The organism is Streptomyces odontotermitis (assembly GCF_050510915.1).
In the GTDB taxonomy this organism is placed as follows: domain Bacteria; phylum Actinomycetota; class Actinomycetes; order Streptomycetales; family Streptomycetaceae; genus Streptomyces.
Map to the genome: position 1 here is coordinate 129993 of NZ_JBNJLS010000007.1, position 16039 is coordinate 146031.

Sequence of the window (16039 nt, forward strand, 5' to 3'; positions counted from 1 at the left end):
GGTTTAGCGTGAGGCCATGAAGCACCTGAGCCACGACCGCTACTGCTCCGAAATCGTCACGCAGACCGAGCTGTTGAGGGCCCACATCAAGGGCGCGGACCCGGCGGCCCCCGTCCCGACCGTTCCCGACTGGACGCTCGCCCACCTGCTGCGCCACCTCGGCGGCGCCCACCGCTGGACCGAGACGATCGTGCGCACCCGCGCGACCGGACCCGTCGCCCACGACCAGATCGACGACCCGTCCGTCTACGCCGACGTGGACGCGGCCGCGCTCGGGGCCTGGCTCGGCGAGGGCGCCGAACAGCTGGCGGCCGCCTTGCGCGAGGCGGGGCCCGACATCGCCGTGTGGACGGTGGCGCCGGGCGGCACCCCGCTGTTCTGGGCCCGCCGCATGACGTACGAGACGCTGGTGCACCGGGCGGACGCCGCCTCGGCCGTCGGCGCGGAGTACGTCGTCGAGGACGAGGTGGGTGTCGACGCGGTCGAGGAGTGGCTGGGATTCAGCGCGCTGCCGCAAGCGTACGCCTCCGAGGAGGCCCGCACCGCCCTGTGCGCGCCCGGCCGCACCCTGCGTCTGTACGCGACGGACACCTCCCCGGAGGCCCCCGCCGACTGGCTGGCCGACCTCTCCGCCGACGCCTTCACCTGGCGCCGCACCACCGAGCAGGACCGCGACGGCACCGACACCTCCACGCCCACCGCCACCGTGCACGGCCCGCTCGCCGACCTCGTCCTGCTCCTTTACGGGCGCAGGACCCCGGACAGCGAGACGCTCACCGCCCACGGGGACGCCGGGGTGCTCACCGACTGGCTGCACGAGGCGAGCGCCTGGCTGCGCAGGTGAGGTGAACTGCCCGCCTGCGCAGGTCAGGTGAACTGCCCACCAGCGCAGGTGAGGTGACGTGAGGCGACGTGAAGTGAGGTGAGTCCGGGCCGTGCCTGCGGCGGGCCTCAGCGGGTCGCGGTCGCCGGGCGGAAGCCCGCCGGCCGCGACCACCACACCCCCTCCCCGTGCGAGAGGCCCGGCAGCGCCTGCTCGAACTCGTGCACCCGGCGGGCCGCGATCTCACCCGACAGCAGCCCCGAGTCCCGCCCGCCCGAGCTCTCCCTGATCTCGGCCCCGAGCGCGGCGAGGCGCTGACCGACCCCGGCGACGGAGTCGAGCGGCGACTCCACCTCGAAGGAGTGGTAGGGCTCGTACACCCGGGTCCCGGCGTGCTCCAGGGCGCGGGCGAGGACGATCGGGGTGAGGCCGCGGAAGTCGGCGGCGGTGCTGAGCGGGCCGACGAAACCCGAGCGGATCAACGTGACGTGACAGTCCGTCACCGCCCAGCCGTCCGGGCCCGACTGGAGGGACTGCTGCACGGTCTCCTCGATCGCGTGGTGGAACGCGTAGGGCAGGGCGCCCAGTTCGGTCTCGTAGCCGAAGACCACCCCGGAACCGGGCGGGAGCGGTTCGACGCGCAGCCCGACCGTCGCCCAGAACCCGCTCGGCCCCCGGTCGCGGAACGCCATCTCCTCCACGGCCTCGCCCACCCCGGCGGGCCGGGACACACAGACCGTGCGGCTGGGCTCGAAGCGGGCCGCGACGCCGAACTCCTCGGCGAGCGTGTCCGCGACGATCTCCTTCTGCACCTCGCCGTAGAGCAGCACCGAGGTGGCGCCGCCGGGCACGGTCCTGGTGTGGATCAGCGGGTCCTGGTCGGCGAGCGCGAGCAGCGCGGCGTGCAGCTGTCCCGCCTGGGCCGGGTCGCAGGGGCGCACCACCGTCTCCAGGGTGGGCGGGGCGAAGTACGGCTCGGCGGCGTCCGGTGCGTCACCTGTCTCGCTTGCCTTGCCTGCCCCGCCGGCCTTGCCTGCCGTGCCCGCCTCGCCCGCGCCGCCGAGGCGGTCGCCGACCCGGATGCCGGGCAGGCCCCGCAGCCGTGCGATGTTGCCGGGGGTCAACGGCCCGTCCCGGCCCACGACATCGAGGGCGGTGACCCGCCCGGACTCCTCCGTGCGCGTCCCGTCGGCCTCGCGCCGCCAGAACGTCACCCGCTGCCGGGCCGCCAACTCCCCCTCGTACAGCCGCAGGTAGGCGGTCTTCGCCCCGCCCGGTCCACGCTCGACGGCGAAGACGACGCCGCGGGGTGTGGGGGAGGGGCGGCGTGCGGGCGAGGCGTGGGGTGCGGGAGAGGTGTGGAGGTTCGGGGAGGCGGGGAGGGCTGGGGAGGCGGGGAGGGCCGGGGCGGGCATGCCGCGCCTCAACTCCACGATCCCGTCGACGAGTTCCGCCACCCCTGCCCCGCTGAGCGCGGACCCGAAGTGGACCGGGTGCAGCTGCCCGCGCGCGGTCGCGGCGGAGAGTAGCCAGCGCAGTTCTCCGGCCGTCGGTGTGCGTCCTTCGACGAGGTGCTCCAGGACCGTCTCGTCCGTCTCGGCCAACACCTCGGCGAGGCGCTGCCGTTGGGCGACGTCCGCCAGGGGCAGGGCGACGGTGCGGGCCGCGGGGGTGCCCGCGTCGTGGACGGCCGTCATCGGGGCCGCGTACGGGGTGAGCTTGCGGCGGATGTCGTCGAGGAGGGCGTCGGTGCGGGCGCCCGGCCGGTCGGTCTTGTTGACGAAGATCAGCGCGGGCAGGCCGAGCCGCCGCAGCGTCTTCATCAGGACGCGGGTCTGCGCCTGCACGCCTTCGACGGCGGACAGGACCAGAACGGCCGCGTCGAGCACCCCGAGCGCGCGCTCCACTTCGGCGATGAAGTCGGAGTGCCCGGGGGTGTCGATCAGATTGATCTGAACGCCTCGGGCGGTGAAGGGCGCCACGGCGGTACGGATGGTGATGCCGCGCCGTCGCTCGATGCCGCCGGTGTCGGTACGGGTGGTGCCGGAGTCGACGCTGCCGAGCCGGTCGATGGCGCCGGCGTCGAACAGGAGCCGCTCGGTGAGGCTGGTCTTACCGGCGTCGACGTGGGCCAGGACGCCGATGTTCAGCGTGGGTGCGGTGGGTGTGGAAAGCATGGGTGGTCGAGACCTCGGGAACTGTCGTCCGGTCAGGGCGCTGGGGAGTTCCGAGGTGTCGGCGCATTCCGTTTCGCTCCAGTTCCCGTGTCGTCAGTTCCGGTCGCCGGGCATGAGGTCCGGCCGCCGGGTCATGGTGCCAGGGCCCCCGGGAGGGGCCGCAACCGAATTTCCGTAGGTGTCAACTCGTGGTTGACGATTCAGGGCTGTCAACCTAAGGTTGCCTCATGACGAATCCAGTTGGCTTGACCCGTTCCGTCCGTTTGGACGACCTCATCGACGCCATCAAGCACGCCCACACCGACGCCCTCGACCAGCTCACCGACGCCGTCATCGCCGCCGACCACCTGGGCGACGTGGCCGACCACCTCATCGGCCACTTCGTCGACCAGGCCCGCCGCTCCGGCGCCTCGTGGACGGACATCGGCAAGAGCATGGGGGTCACCCGCCAGGCCGCCCAGAAGCGGTTCGTGCCGAAGGGGGCCGCGGGCGGGCTCGCGGACCTCGACCCCAGCCAGGGCTTCGGCCGCTTCACGCAGCGCGCCAAGAACGCGGTGATCGCCGCCGCCAACGAGGCGCAGGCCGCCCGCAACACCGAGGTGCGCCCCGAGCATCTGGTGCTCGGGCTCCTCGCCGACCTGGACGGCATCGGCGCCAAGGCGATCGTCGCGCAGGGCGTACTCCTGGACTCCGTACGGCAGTTGGCGCAGGCGGCGCTGCCGGAGGCGGCCGCGGACGTGCCCGAACTCGTGCCCTACGACGCCGCGGCCCGCAAGTGCCTGGAGCTCACCTACCGCGCCGCCCTGCGCCTCGGCCACAACTACGTCGGCACCGAACACCTGCTGCTCGCCCTCCTGGAGCACGAGGACGGCGCCGGGGTCCTCGCCCGGGCGGGCGTCGACGCGGCGGCCGCCGAGAGGTACGTCGTCGACACCCTCGCGGCGGTCGTCGAACGGCTCAAGGCTGCGGGTGCCGAAGCCGGTACGGGTGCCGGTGCCGCCACGGAAGGGGCGGAAGGGGCACCCGGGGAGTGAGGGGCGGGCGGGGCGTCCGGGTGCTCCGGGTGTTCCGTGGCGCGAGTCCCGGACGCGTCGCCAACTCGGCTGCGAGAGCACGTAGTTGAGGCGAGGGCGGCTCATGAAGAGCGGGGCCTGGCTACCCTGAGGGAGGGGCTTCCCTCCCGGTGGGGGCCAGGTCGGAGGCGGGCATGGGCGGGGACGTGACGCAAGGAGCCGAGCCGCTGGCCCGGCTGCCCCTCGACGACCTCCTCGACGAGCTCCAGGTGCGCATCGCGACGGTCCGCAAGACCCGCGACCGGCTGCACCGCCTCCTCGGCGCCGTCCTCTCCGTGGGCCGCGGCCTCGACCTCCCCCAAGTCCTGCGCGGCATCGTCGAGTCGGCCGTCGTGCTGGTCGACGCCGAGTACGGAGCGCTCGGCGTGATCGGCGGCGGCGACCGGCTCTCCGAGTTCCTGCCCGTCGGAATCAGCGACGACGTCCGCAAGCGCATCGGTGATCTCCCCTCCGGGCACGGCCTGTTGGGGGAGCTGATCCGGCACCCCGAACCGCTGCGCCTGCGCGAGCTCTCCGAGCACCCGGCGAGCTACGGCTTCCCGCCCGGCCATCCGCCGATGCACACCTTCCTCGGGGTGCCCATCCGGGTGCGGGACTCCGTGTTCGGGAACCTGTATCTGACGGAGAAGCGCGGCGGCGGCGAGTTCGACGCCGAGGACCAGTCCGTGCTCTCCACCCTCGCCGTCGCCGCGGGCGTCGCCATCGAGAACGCCCGCCTCTACGAGGAGGCCCGGCTGCGCCAGCGCTGGCTCGAGGCCAGCGCCAAGTTCACCGGCGACCTGCTGTCCGGGACCCCCGAGGCCGAGGTCCTGGAAGCCATGGTCGAACAGGCCCGGCAGATCTCCTCGGCCGAACTCGGCGTCGTCGACCTGATGATGGAGGGCACCGGCGAGCTGCACGCCGTGCTCGCCCTGGGGGAGGGGGCCGAGGCGCACCGGGGCGGGGTGCTGCCCACCGAGGGCACGATGGCGGGCGCCGCCGTCAGCGCCGGGACGATCGTCACCACCGAGGACGTCTCGCGGGACCCGCGTGTCACCCACGCGCCCGAGCGGTTCAAGGGGTTCGGGCCCGCCGTGGCCGTGCCGATGGGCACGCGCGACGGCGTACGGGGGGTGCTGCTGCTCGCCCGCAGGGCGGGCCGGCCGCCGTTCAGCGACTGGGAGACCGAGCCGCTCGTGGGCTTCGCCGGACAGGCCGCCCTGGCGCTCGAACTCACCGACCGGCGCCGCGACGCCGAGCAGATGAGTGTTCTCGCCGACCGCGACCGGATCGCCCGCGACCTCCACGACCTGGCCATCCAGCGGCTGTTCGCGACCGGCATGACCCTGCAGAGCGCCCAGCGGTTCGTGCAGCACCCCGAGGCCGCCGAGCGGCTGCGCCGCGCCGTGGACGACCTGGACACCACCATCAAGATCATCCGGTCGACCGTCTTCGGGCTCCGCGACCACGAGGGCAGCCACAGCGGCTCGGGCCTGCGCATGCGCGCCGCCAAGACCGTCGAGGAGTACGTGCAGGTGCTGGGCTTCACCCCGGGTCTGCGCATGGAGGGGCTCATCGACACGGATGTGCCGCGCACCGTGGCCGACGAGGTGGTGGCGGTGCTCGGCGAGGCCCTGTCCAACACCGCACGGCACGCCCGCGCCCACGCCGCCGAGGTCTCCCTCGCCGTCAAGGACGGACGGCTCACCGTCACGGTCACCGACGACGGCATCGGCGTGGCCGAGGAGGGCCCGCGCAGCGGCCTGCGCAACCTCGCCGAGCGCGCCGCGGGCCTCGACGGCGCCCTCGCCCTCTCGGCGGCCGACGGCGGCGGCACCTGCCTGGAGTGGACGGTGCCGCTGCGGAACCGGGTGAACGGGGAGCGTTGAGAGCCCGGATGAACGGGGAGCGCTGAGGGCCCCAGGGCCCCAGGGCCCCAGGGCCCCAGGGCCCGAGAGGTCGAGAGCCCGAGAGGTCGAGAGCCCGAGAGGTCGAGAGCCCGAGAGGCCGAGAGCCCGAGAGGCCGAGAGCCCGAGAGCCCGAGAGCCCGAGGGGGCAGGAGTCCAGGAGCCGCGGGAGTGTGGGCCCTGGCTCAATTTCCCTTGCTCAATTGTTTGTTCAACCTCTTGCTCAATGGTCAAGAATCGTTGACCATTGCTCGCATGCCAACCGACGATCTCCCCGAGACGTTTCACGTCACCACGGACGAACAGCTGCGCGCCGTCTCCAATCTGACGCGGCACCGGATCATGGGCGTCCTCCGGTTCGAGCCCGCGACGATCACGCAGATCGCCGCGCGCGTGGGCCTCGCGAAGGGGAGTTCCAGCTATCACGTGCGCCTCCTGGAGCGGGCCGGCCTGGTGAAGGTGGTGCGGACGCGGAAGGTACGCGGGGTCACCGAGCGGTACTACGCGATGGCCGCGCGGTCGATCGTGCTGCCGGACCCGGGCGAGGGCGGGCCGGACCTGCTGATGCGGCATGCGGTGGCGGACCTGGAGGCGTCGCCGGCCGACGGCGAGCGGCACGTACGGATGGCGCATCTGCGGCTCACCGAGGAGCAGTTCGCGGAGCTGGGGGAGCGGCTGCAGGCGCTGGCGGACGAGTACCGGGAGCTGTCCGACCCGTCGCTGCCGGACGCGTCACTCGTCTTCGCACTGTTCCACCCGACAGCACAGGCGCAGGCCGAGGGGGACGCCAAGTGACCGCAGGCATACGCACGTTGCCGACCGGGTTCGGACGGCTGTGGACCGCGCAGACGGTCTCCTCACTCGGTGACGGGGTGACGCACGCCGCGCTGCCGCTGCTCGCGCTGACGCTGACGCGGGACCCGATGGCGCTCGCCGTGGTCACGGCCGCAGGGACGCTGCCGTGGCTGCTCTTCGGGGTGCTCGGCGGTGCGCTGGTGGACCGCTGGGACCGCCGGCGCACGATGTGGGTCGCGGACACGGCGCGTGCGGCGCTGCTCGCGATACCCGTGGCCGCGGCCGCACTCGACGTGCTGAGTATTCCGCTGCTCGCGGCCGTCGCCTTCCTCCTCGGCCTCGGCGGACTCTTCTTCGACACCGCCGCCACGGCCTATCTGCCGGACCTGCTCGGCCGCGACCCGGCACTCCTGGAGCGCGCCAATTCCCGTCTGCGCGGCGCCCAGACCGCCATGTCCGGCTTCGCGGGGCCGCCCGCGGGCAGCGCCCTGCTCGCGCTCGGGCGGGCCGTTCCGCTGCTCGCCGACGCGGTGTCGTTCGCGCTCTCCGCGCTGCTCGTACGGACGCTGCCCGCCATGCCCCGGCCCGTGCCGGAGGACCGCGAGTCGCTGCTGCGGCAGGCGCGGGCCGGTGCCTCGTACGTCTTCCGGGACCGGCTGCTGCTCGGCCTCGCGCTGCGCCCGGCGGTCGGGAACATCGCCTTCCTCGCCGTGGAGACCGTGCTCGCCCTCTTCGCGCACGACCGCCTGGGCATCGACACCTACGGCTTCGGCCTGCTCCTCACGGCGGAGGCCACCGGCGGTCTGCTCGGCGCGGCCATCGCCTCCTTCCTCGGCCGGCGGCTCGGCACCGGCGCCGCGCTGACCGCCACGGCCACGGTCGAGGGGCTCGCCGTCCTGGGACTTGCCGCCGCCCCGAACCCGTACGTCGCCGGCCTCGCGCTCGCCGTCTGCGGAGCGGGGATGGGCGCCACGATGGTGCTCGGCCCCTCCCTCCGGCAGGCGATCGTCCCCGGCCACCTGATGGGCCGGGTCGCCTCCACCTCCCGCATGCTCGCCATGTGCGCCGCCCCGTTCGGCGCCTTCCTCGGCGGCTGGCTGGCCACCACCTACGACGTCCGCGCCCCGCTGTACACCGCGGCGGGCCTCCTCCTGGCCATGACCGCCGTCACCGCGACCATGACCAGCAACCGCCGGGTCGAGGCGGCGCTGCGGGCCGCCGCCCCGGCCGATGCTCCAGGAGGCCCGGAGTCCCCGGAACCCGTTCAGGAAGCTGCCCTTTAGGGCACCTGAGGCAGCTGGGGCACCGAGGACACCGTGACGCCGCCGGGCGCCGGTCTCAAGAAGGCTTTCCCGGCGGGGGTTTGAAGTGCGTGGCCAGGGCCGCCGCCTGGATGCGCCGGGTCACGCCGAGCTTGCTGAGCAGCCGCCCTACATCGGTCTTGACCGTCTCCTCGGGCAGATCGAGCCCCCTGCCGATCTGCCGGTTGGTCAGCCCGCGGCCGATCAGCCCCAGGATCTCGCGCTCCCGCCGGGTGAGCCCGGCGAGCGGGTCGTCCGGGTCGGGAGCGCTCCCATTTCCGGTCGTGCGCAGACTGCCCATCAGCCGCGACGCCGACGACGGGTCGAGCAGGGACCGGCCCCCCGCCACCGTGCGCACCGCCGTGACCAGGTCGGCGCCCTTGATCTGCTTCAGCACATACCCGGCCGCGCCCGCCATGATCGCGTCGAGCAGGGCGTCGTCGTCATCGAAGGACGTGAGCATCACACACGCCAACTCCGGCATGAGCGAGCGCAGTTCGCGACAGAGCGTGACGCCGTCCGTGTCCGTGAGCCGCACGTCGAGCACCGCGACGTCGGGCCGCAGCGCGGGACCGCGGATCAGCGCCTGATTCCCCGTGGACGCCTCGCCGACGATCTCGATGTCCGGCTCGGCGTCGAACAGGTCCCGCACCCCCCGGCGCACCACCTCGTGGTCGTCCAGGAGGAACACTCTGATGGGCGCCTGTGTCGAGGCGCCGCGTTGGCCTGACATGCGGGCCTCCACGCCACTCGTCCTGCCGGAGATCGTGCGGGGTCGGGGCCGGCGGACACCAGGGGCCGAACGGCCCCCGTCGGTGCGGAGGCCGTCGACCGCGTCAGCCGGCGCGCAGGGTGTCGGCGCCACCGTACGGCTCGTACATGTCGAGCAGCAGCGAACGGGTCGCGGCCAGACGGTGGCAGAGGACCTTGCCGACCCAGCGCCACACCTCCATGCCCAGATCCCGGTCGTCCTGGCACATCAGGCGGACCGCCATCGCGTCGAACTCATGGGCGCGCACCGGCGTGAGGGCTTCCGCGCCGAGCCGCCACACATAGGGGCTGAACAGCCAGGACCAGCCGACCAGTTCGTCCGCGCCGACCGTTTCCACGACCGGGGCCTGACGGCCGGGCATCCGCATGTCCAGGGCCACCGTTCCCGACTTGAGCACCCAGAAACGGTCGGCACGGCACCCTTCCTCGAACAGCCGGGTGCCGGGCGTGAACGCGGCGTCCCGGGCGAAGCGCAGCAGCCGCGCGCGGTGGCGAGCGGGCAGGCCCTGCGTCAGGGTGACGGTGCTGATCATCCCGTTACCTCCTTGTCCCCCGAATGCGCGACGGCTGTCAGGAATGTCCCCCTCCGGCATTCCTGACAGCCGCGCGCCGCCCGCCGGTGTGGGCTTACTCCACCTTCTGCCGCGAGCCCCCGAGGTGGCAGGGGCCGAGCGGCCCTGTTCACGGTCGAACGGCCCTCGCGGCGGGCCGGTCGGCCCGGCGCACCAGGGCCGGACGGGGCGGATACCGGCCAGCGCCCGCCGCGGGCCGCGCCCCGCGCGGCCCGTGAGCGGAGCGCGAGCGGCACATCACCGCGGTCGTTTTCGGCCCGATGCCGTACGCCGTGGAGTCGCCGAACACCTGCTGGGGCAGGTCTCAACTCGCCGGGCACCCGCGGTACATGGGCCGCCACACGACGGCCCCGGGACCGGTGTGAGGGGTGATGTGCCGTGACCGACACCGATGCCGGCCGAGCGGGTGGCGGGGCCGTGGCGGGGCTCGCGCAGGGCTACGAGAGGGACGGCTTCGTCTTCCTGCCGTCGCTGCTCCCGGTCGGTCTGCTGCGCCGTCTGCGCGGCGAGTTGCCGCGCGTGCTCGCCGAGGACGGCCCGCAGCGCTTCTACGAGGACGACGGCCGCACCGTGCGCGCCGTGTACGGGCTGCACCGCAAGGGCGGGCCGTGGCGGGAGGCGGCGGAGAACTCCGTGCTCACCGCCGTGGCGCGGCTGCTGCTCGACGAGGACATGTACGTCTTCCAGTGGAAGCTCAACCCCAAGGCGGCCAGGACCGGCGACCGCTGGCAGTGGCACCGCGACTTCGACTTCTGGCGCGAGCGGGACGGCATGGCCCGCCCCGACGTCCTGACGGCAGCGCTGTTCCTCGACGACGTGACGTACGAGAACGGGCCGTTGCGCCTGGTGCCGGGCAGCCACACCGTGACCAGCGAGCAGGAGCGGCGGCTCGCGACCGCGGGGCAGGGGGTGGGGCGCGAGTCGGCGGACGGGCGGGGCTGGGCGGGCATGGTCTCCTCCCGCCTCACCTACGCGCTGCCCGAGGGGGCCCGCGCCCAAGTCACCGACGCACGCGGCACGTTCACGGCCACCGGCCCCGCGGGCAGCGTGGTCCTCTTCCACGGCAACATCGTCCATGGCTCCGCCCCCAACACCTCGGCCGCCACCCGCAACCTCGCCCTCATCACGTACAACACGATCCGCAACGCCCCCGCCCACGGGCCGGGCAGCAGGCCCGAGTTCTTCTGCAACCGCGTACCGGCGCCGCTGCCCGATCTGCGGGACATGCACGGTTTCGCGGCGCGGTGACCGCAGGGCCCGGCACGGGGCGCCGGGCCCGTAAGGGGCCGCGGAGGAGGGCCGAACGGCCCTCCTCCGGGGCCCTTCGTCCCCTGCTGCCGAGCCGCGCGCCGGAGCACTGTAGGGAGCAGTCCGCGAGGCCCGCGGACGGAGCGTCTCCTCTCCCGCGGAGGCGGTTCGTCGCGTGACCGCCTCTCGTTTCCGTTCCTGTGACGGGTGCCCAGCGAGAGGCGGACCTTCCTCGTGGTGGCGCCGGGGCACGAGGTTTCTGCGAGACCTCAGGGGAGACCGGCGCGGCCGCTATGGCGGCTCCTCCGAAGGACAGGTCCGGTCCACCTGTCCGCGACGTCGGGGCTGTGGCGATGATCGGGGAGACGGCAGTCTCTCAAGGGGTTCCCGTCCCCGCCACGGCCCCGGCGCACAGCCGGGACCACCCCAACGGGCCGCCGCCACCTACCGGTTGCCGATCTTCCGGTACGTGACCAGGACCGGCTCCTCGCCGAAGCGCAGCCGCTCTCCCGGCCGGGCCGCCCGCTCCGCGCCGTCGAGGGTGCGCACCCGCCGGGCCCCCGCCCCGAGCGGCACGGCCACCGCGTGCTCTCCGCCCGACGCCGTCCACCGGATCGCGAACCGCTCCTGGCCGCGCTCGAAGCGGCACTCGTAGGCGTCCCCGGGCAGCCGCACCTTCGCGCCGCGGCCGCAGTCCGTGACCGACGCCCCGGCCAGCCAGCCACGCAGCAGCCCGATGCGCCGCGCGGCCTCGGTGGGCGGGCCGACGGGGGTCTGCACCACGACGGGCACGGCCGTGCTGCCCCAGCTGTAGAAGTACATCCGCTCGACGTCGTAGAAGCGGCTGTAGAGCCCCGCGAGATAGAACCGGACCGCGTAGTCCGCGCCCCGGCGCGGGCCGAGGGGGCCGACGGTGGCGACGTCCTTGCCGGGGCCGGTGTTCCAGATCGGGATGCCGAGGTCCTTCTCGTAGAGGATCCTGCGTGCCCGGGCGGCGAGTTCGATGATCTCCTCGGGCGGGCCGTCCGCGCGGCGCGGGTGGAGCTTGAAGGCGGCGACGTCGCAGTCCCGGTAGCCCTCGGCCCGCATGAAGGCCCGCAGGAAGTCCTGTCCCGCCGCCTCCCACAGCCTGCCGATCGACGGACACACCACGGTGGCGCCCGGGTCGATGCTCTCGATGATGCCGGCGGCGTGCCGCACCATCGTGGCGAGCGTGCGCGGGCTGCCCGCGTAGTGCGAGGGCGAGGCGACGTTGTCCCACAACTCGTAGGCGTCGATGCGCCCCTTGAAGCGGGTGGCGACCTCCCTCACGAAGCGGTCCCAGTCGGCCATCCGGTGCGGCGGCGAGGCCAGCGAGTCGCCGTACGCCGACCGGCGCCCGCCGGGAGCCGCCCAGCGCGGCGTCCCTCCGAAGGTGAACAGGACGGGGAGGCGGGCCTTGCGGGCGCCCCTCACCAGGTCCTCCATGTACGTCCACTTCGGGCGCCCGCGCTCGGCCTCCACGGTGGCCCACCGCGTGTCGCTCTCCCACAGCCGCACGGAGCCCACACCGAACCCGGGCATGGCACCGGTGTGGCTGTTCATGGTCATCCCGACGTAGGCGGCGGGGACCGGGATGGGATCGTCGGCCCAGTAGTCCGTGGCGCGTCCGGAGACGGCCCCGTCGCCCTTGGAGTCGTGCCGCGCCGCCTGGTACGCGACGGAGCCCGCGAGGGCGGCGACCACGAGAAGGAAGCCGACACCGGCCCCGAGGAGCCGCCGGGCGGGGCGGCCGCGGCGGGGCCGGGGAGGCGCGACAGGAGGCGCCGACTCCGTTACGGAGGTGCCCGGTTGGCCCTCCGGTGTTCCCGGGTCGTCCTGCCGGGCGTCGGCTTCCCGCCGCGCGTCGGCTCTCGCCCAGGCCCGGTACAGCCGGTCGAGCTCCCGCTGGTCCGCTCCGCAGGCCCGCGCCACCGCCTCGACGGTGCCGAAGCTGCCGGGCACGGTGAGGCCCAGACAGTAGCGGTGCACCGAGGAGCGGCTGAGCCCGGTCCGGCGGGCGAGTGCGGTGTAGCTGCGTCCGCAGCGCTCTTTCAACGCCTGTAACAGAACGGCCAGTTCGTCGTCGTCCGACATGTTCGATCCCCCGAGTGTCGTCCCACTGCGCCTGAACGTAGCAGCTCACGCCTGCCCGGCCGTCCCACCGTCCCAGCGGGACGCCGGACGTGTTGCCACCGCCGGTGGGCCGCGCCAAGGTCGTTGACGCCGGCGTTCGGGGGAGCGGCCGGCGAGAACCGGGGGAGAACGTGGTGCTGCGCGTGCATTTCGAGGCCGACGACCTGGCCCGTACGAAGGTCAGTGAGGGCCCCGATCCGCTCTGGGAGACGGTCCTGAGCCTGCACCGGCTGCAGGAGCGCCGGCCGGAACCGGCCCTGGCGGCCTGGCGGCACCACGCCTCCCGGTACGGCCCGGGGCCGCTGCGCGTCCTGCTGCCGCTGGTCCCGCCGCGCGGCTACTTCCCGGACTTCCTGACGCCGTCCGCGGGCGCGGCGGGGCTCGCGCACGGCCTCGAGGCCGTCCTGTCGACGCCCCGACGGCGGCTGCGCGCGGAGCTGCCCGCGCTCGCCGCCGGGGTCGGACTGCCGGGCTGGACAAGGGGCCTTGCCGACGGCGAGGTGCCCGCGCTGCGCCGCCTCGCGACCGCCCTGCGCGCCTATCACGAGGCCGCCCTGCGCCCGTCCTGGTGGCGCGTCGCCGCCCGCGTCGAGGCGGAGCGCACGCTGCGGGCGCACACCCAGCTGTGGTCCGGCGCGGACGCCATGCTGAGCGGCTTCGGGCCCGCCATGCGCTGGCGCCCGCCGGTCCTGGAGGCGGACTACCCGTTCGACAAGGACGTCCACCTCGGCGGCCGCGGCCTGCTGCTCACCCCCTCGTACTTCTGCCGCCGCACCCCGGTGATGCTCGCGGATCCTGCGCTGCCGCCGGTGCTGGTCTACCCGGCTCCGGAGCTCGGTGCGACGCGCGTCAACTCCCCTTCCAGGGACGTTGGTTCACGGCGCGAGGAGCAGCTCGCGCGACTGCTCGGGCACAGCAGGGCAGCGGCCCTCGAAGCCCTCGCCGAACACGGCGCGACGACCACGGAGCTGGCCCGGCGGGCGGGCCTGTCGGTCTCCTCGGCCAGCGAGCACGCGGCGGTGCTGCGCGAGGGCGGACTGATCTCCAGCGTCCGGGTGCGCAACTCCGTGCGGCACGCGGTGACTCCGCTGGGGGCGCGGCTGCTCGCGGGGGAGGAGCCGGGCCGTCACGCGCCGCGCTGACCGTGGGCGACGACCAGGGGAACGGCCAGGAACAGCCGGTCCGCACGGGCCCGTTGCTCCTGCTCACCGATCCACTCCCGGCAGTCGTCCGGGTCGACGAGTCCCGCCGCCCGCACCGACTCGGCGACCCCGCTGAGCAGGGGGAGCGCGGCCGCATCGGTGAACACGCCCATATGGGCCTCCACGGCGACGTCCCGGAACCCCGCGTCGAGCAGGAGCGCCCGGTAGCGGCGGGCGGTGCGCGGTCCGTGGACCAGGTCGGCGCGGGCGTGCACGAGGGCACGGGTGAGGTCGGCGTCGTCCGCGTCGACGAGGAGGCCGTCCCAGTCCTGGCCGATGAGCACGGCCCGGCCGCCGGGCGCGAGGACGCGGCGGGCCTCGCGCACGACGGCGGCGGGGTCGGCGCAGTCGTGCAGGACCTTGTCGGCGCGATACCCGCCGAACGAGCCGTCCTCGAAGGGGAGGTGCAGTGCATCGCCGGCGCTGAAGGTGAGCCGGGGATGCCGCCGCCGCGCGATCGCGACCATGCGCCCATCGAGATCGACGCCCTGCGCCCGCACCCCCCGCGCGGCGAGCTCCCCGACGGCACGCCCCGCCCCGCAGCCCACATCGAGGACCGCCGAGCCCGGGGCCGCGCCCAGGAGTTCGTACGAGTGGTGACGCAGCAGGGTCGCTTCGGGCGTCGCGTCGAGGGCGTCGAGGACGGAGACGAGCGCGTCCACGGCGGAGGCGTCGGGGCGGGCAGGGGTGCCGGTGCCGGTGTCGCGGCCGGTGCTGGTGCTGGTGCCAGTCCTGGTGTGCGGTGTGTTGACCATGCCGATGAGCCTGCGACTTAATGCCGACATGAAGTCAAGGGAGACGCCGCGCGACGGTCAACGAGCGAACCCGGCAGCCGACTTGGCGATACCCATCGGCGCGCTGGCGGAGCGCTTCGGGCTCGCCACCCACGTACTGCGGCACTGGGAGGCGATGGGCCTGCTCGCGCCGGGGCGGGACGCGGCGGGGCGGCGGCGGTACGGGGCGGCGCACCTGACGCGGGTCGCCGTCATCCTGCGCGGCAAGGAGGCCGGGCTCGGACTGCCCGCGCTGCGCGAACTGCTCACCACCACGGACCCGGAGGCCCGGCGCACCGTCCTCCGCCGGGAACAGGCGGCCCTGCGGCGGCGCATCGCGGCGGCCCGGGCGTCGCTCGACCTGATCGACTGCGCCCTGGACTGCGACCACGAAGACCTCGACACCTGCCCGCACTTCCGGCGCTTCCTCGCGGACCGCGTCCCGGACGGGGCTCCGCTGCCCTGAGCTGACGGGGGCACCGCTGTCCCGAGTGACGGGCCCGCTGCCCTGAGTGCCGCAGCACTGAGTACGCCTACTCAGGTCAGGCCCGCCGCACGTCGGCGATACTCACCGCATGACTGCGCGCACGCACCCGCACCCCCGCATACGAAGACACACCGCCCTGGCCGCGCTCGTGGCGCTGCCCCTCGTCCTGGCCGCCACGGGCTGCGGCGACGAGCACCGGGACGCGGCGGGCGGCGACCGGAGCGCCGGGGCGTCGGCGGCTCCCGGGGCCCGTGCGTCGGAGCGGGCCGGAACCGACGCGACCGACGCCCCCTGCCCCGGCGGGCCGGGGTCGCCCACGCCGAGCCCCACGCGCCCGACCGACGACACCGACGACACCGACGACACCGCGGACAATCCCGACACCCCCGGCGACATGCCGCCCAACTACGCCGACAACCACGCCTACCGGTCGACCGTGCCGCTCAAGGGCGAGAGCCGCTGCACGGGGCTAGCCGAGTCCGCGCGGATCCGCGGCGCCCTCGCGCCCCTCGCCCAGACCCGGGAGGCGACCCCGGAGCAGGTGCGGGCCGCGCTGAAGAAGCTCGGCTACCGGGCGTCCGCGATCACCACCGGCGGCTTCGGCGCGGGCCGGGTCAGCTACGTCGTCGACCTGTCCCCGGTCTGCCTGCGGGGCTCCGTGGACGGCGCGGTCGGCACCGGGGTCACCGTCGAGGCGCACGGAGTCCACATCGAGGGCACGGGGTGCGAGGAGCCGCGGGGCGGGCACTGAGAACGGGTGTTTCGGCTGCGCCCGAA

At 74.2% G+C, this 16039-nt stretch carries 14 protein-coding genes; 9 read left to right on the forward strand and 5 right to left on the reverse strand.

What is annotated here, in order from left to right:
* Nucleotides 1–16 precede the first annotated feature (16 nt).
* Nucleotides 17–844: a maleylpyruvate isomerase family mycothiol-dependent enzyme gene (locus ACQB60_RS21500; protein ID WP_496927677.1), complete on the forward strand. Its 828-nt coding sequence runs from the start codon at nucleotides 17–19 to the stop codon at nucleotides 842–844.
* A 107-nt stretch (nucleotides 845–951) separates the two neighbouring features.
* Here the strand turns inward: ACQB60_RS21500 and ACQB60_RS21505 are convergent, their stop codons facing one another.
* A complete protein-coding gene (locus ACQB60_RS21505; RefSeq protein ID WP_496927678.1) occupies nucleotides 952–3000 on the reverse strand; it encodes a GTP-binding protein in 2049 nt (682 codons plus the stop codon).
* Nucleotides 3001–3227: 227 nt separating this feature from the next.
* Between ACQB60_RS21505 and ACQB60_RS21510 the strand changes: the two genes are divergently transcribed.
* The 4 genes from ACQB60_RS21510 to ACQB60_RS21525 all read left to right on the forward strand — a co-directional run bounded on the left by ACQB60_RS21510 (nucleotide 3228) and on the right by ACQB60_RS21525 (nucleotide 8037).
* On the forward strand, nucleotides 3228–4034 hold the full coding sequence (locus tag ACQB60_RS21510; RefSeq protein WP_496927679.1) for a Clp protease N-terminal domain-containing protein: 807 nt from the start codon (nucleotides 3228–3230) through the stop codon (nucleotides 4032–4034).
* Nucleotides 4035–4207: 173 nt separating this feature from the next.
* Entirely contained in the window at nucleotides 4208–5941 is a 1734-nt protein-coding gene (locus ACQB60_RS21515; RefSeq protein WP_496927952.1) for a GAF domain-containing sensor histidine kinase, read from the forward strand.
* A 273-nt stretch (nucleotides 5942–6214) separates the two neighbouring features.
* The gene (locus tag ACQB60_RS21520; protein WP_496927680.1) at nucleotides 6215–6754 is read left to right on the forward strand and encodes a helix-turn-helix domain-containing protein; all 540 of its coding nucleotides are present in this window, start codon (nucleotides 6215–6217) and stop codon (nucleotides 6752–6754) included.
* A 17-nt stretch (nucleotides 6755–6771) separates the two neighbouring features.
* Complete coding sequence (locus ACQB60_RS21525; RefSeq protein ID WP_496927953.1) at nucleotides 6772–8037, forward strand: MFS transporter; 1266 nt, start codon at nucleotides 6772–6774, stop codon at nucleotides 8035–8037.
* Between the two features lie 55 nt (nucleotides 8038–8092).
* On the opposite strand, the gene ACQB60_RS21530 is transcribed toward ACQB60_RS21525, so the two are convergent.
* The gene (locus ACQB60_RS21530; protein WP_496927681.1) at nucleotides 8093–8788 is read right to left on the reverse strand and encodes a response regulator; all 696 of its coding nucleotides are present in this window, start codon (nucleotides 8786–8788) and stop codon (nucleotides 8093–8095) included.
* A gap of 103 nt (nucleotides 8789–8891) precedes the next feature.
* Nucleotides 8892–9359: a cyclic nucleotide-binding domain-containing protein gene (locus tag ACQB60_RS21535; protein WP_496927682.1), complete on the reverse strand. Its 468-nt coding sequence runs from the start codon at nucleotides 9357–9359 to the stop codon at nucleotides 8892–8894.
* A gap of 417 nt (nucleotides 9360–9776) precedes the next feature.
* Here ACQB60_RS21535 and ACQB60_RS21540 point away from each other — a divergent pair, with 417 nt between their 5' ends.
* Nucleotides 9777–10646 carry a phytanoyl-CoA dioxygenase family protein gene (locus ACQB60_RS21540; RefSeq protein ID WP_496927683.1) on the forward strand — a complete coding sequence of 290 codons (870 nt, stop codon included), beginning with the start codon at nucleotides 9777–9779 and terminating at the stop codon, nucleotides 10644–10646.
* Nucleotides 10647–11090: 444 nt separating this feature from the next.
* On the opposite strand, the gene ACQB60_RS21545 is transcribed toward ACQB60_RS21540, so the two are convergent.
* Nucleotides 11091–12761 (reverse strand): helix-turn-helix domain-containing protein, encoded by a 1671-nt coding sequence (locus ACQB60_RS21545; protein WP_496927684.1) that lies wholly within the window; start codon nucleotides 12759–12761, stop codon nucleotides 11091–11093.
* 173 nt (nucleotides 12762–12934) lie between these two features.
* Here ACQB60_RS21545 and ACQB60_RS21550 point away from each other — a divergent pair, with 173 nt between their 5' ends.
* Nucleotides 12935–13942 carry a winged helix-turn-helix domain-containing protein gene (locus ACQB60_RS21550; RefSeq protein WP_496927685.1) on the forward strand — a complete coding sequence of 336 codons (1008 nt, stop codon included), beginning with the start codon at nucleotides 12935–12937 and terminating at the stop codon, nucleotides 13940–13942.
* Here the strand turns inward: ACQB60_RS21550 and ACQB60_RS21555 are convergent.
* The gene (locus ACQB60_RS21555) at nucleotides 13927–14757 is read right to left on the reverse strand and encodes a methyltransferase domain-containing protein (RefSeq protein WP_496927686.1); all 831 of its coding nucleotides are present in this window, start codon (nucleotides 14755–14757) and stop codon (nucleotides 13927–13929) included. The genes ACQB60_RS21550 and ACQB60_RS21555 overlap by 16 nt on opposite strands.
* Before the next feature lie 28 nt (nucleotides 14758–14785).
* On the opposite strand from ACQB60_RS21555, the gene ACQB60_RS21560 reads away from it, so the two are divergent.
* On the forward strand, nucleotides 14786–15241 hold the full coding sequence (locus tag ACQB60_RS21560; RefSeq protein WP_496927687.1) for a MerR family transcriptional regulator: 456 nt from the start codon (nucleotides 14786–14788) through the stop codon (nucleotides 15239–15241).
* Nucleotides 15242–15350: 109 nt separating this feature from the next.
* Nucleotides 15351–16013 carry a hypothetical protein gene (locus ACQB60_RS21565; RefSeq protein WP_496927688.1) on the forward strand — a complete coding sequence of 221 codons (663 nt, stop codon included), beginning with the start codon at nucleotides 15351–15353 and terminating at the stop codon, nucleotides 16011–16013.
* The last annotated feature ends 26 nt before the right edge of the window (nucleotides 16014–16039 follow it).

Excerpts from the sequence above, each read along its gene's own strand:
- ACQB60_RS21510 (WP_496927679.1), top strand. The coding sequence starts at position 3,228 with ATGACGAATCCAGTTGGCTTGACCCGTTCCGTCCGTTTGGACGACCTC.
- ACQB60_RS21530 (WP_496927681.1), bottom strand. The coding sequence starts at position 8,788 with ATGTCAGGCCAACGCGGCGCCTCGACACAGGCGCCCATCAGAGTGTTC.
- ACQB60_RS21515 (WP_496927952.1), top strand. The coding sequence starts at position 4,208 with ATGGGCGGGGACGTGACGCAAGGAGCCGAGCCGCTGGCCCGGCTGCCC.
- ACQB60_RS21545 (WP_496927684.1), bottom strand. The coding sequence starts at position 12,761 with ATGTCGGACGACGACGAACTGGCCGTTCTGTTACAGGCGTTGAAAGAG.
- ACQB60_RS21505 (WP_496927678.1), bottom strand. The coding sequence starts at position 3,000 with ATGCTTTCCACACCCACCGCACCCACGCTGAACATCGGCGTCCTGGCC.
- ACQB60_RS21520 (WP_496927680.1), top strand. The coding sequence starts at position 6,215 with ATGCCAACCGACGATCTCCCCGAGACGTTTCACGTCACCACGGACGAA.
- ACQB60_RS21555 (WP_496927686.1), bottom strand. The coding sequence starts at position 14,757 with ATGGTCAACACACCGCACACCAGGACTGGCACCAGCACCAGCACCGGC.
- ACQB60_RS21535 (WP_496927682.1), bottom strand. The coding sequence starts at position 9,359 with ATGATCAGCACCGTCACCCTGACGCAGGGCCTGCCCGCTCGCCACCGC.
- ACQB60_RS21560 (WP_496927687.1), top strand. The coding sequence starts at position 14,786 with ATGAAGTCAAGGGAGACGCCGCGCGACGGTCAACGAGCGAACCCGGCA.
- ACQB60_RS21500 (WP_496927677.1), top strand. The coding sequence starts at position 17 with ATGAAGCACCTGAGCCACGACCGCTACTGCTCCGAAATCGTCACGCAG.
- ACQB60_RS21565 (WP_496927688.1), top strand. The coding sequence starts at position 15,351 with ATGACTGCGCGCACGCACCCGCACCCCCGCATACGAAGACACACCGCC.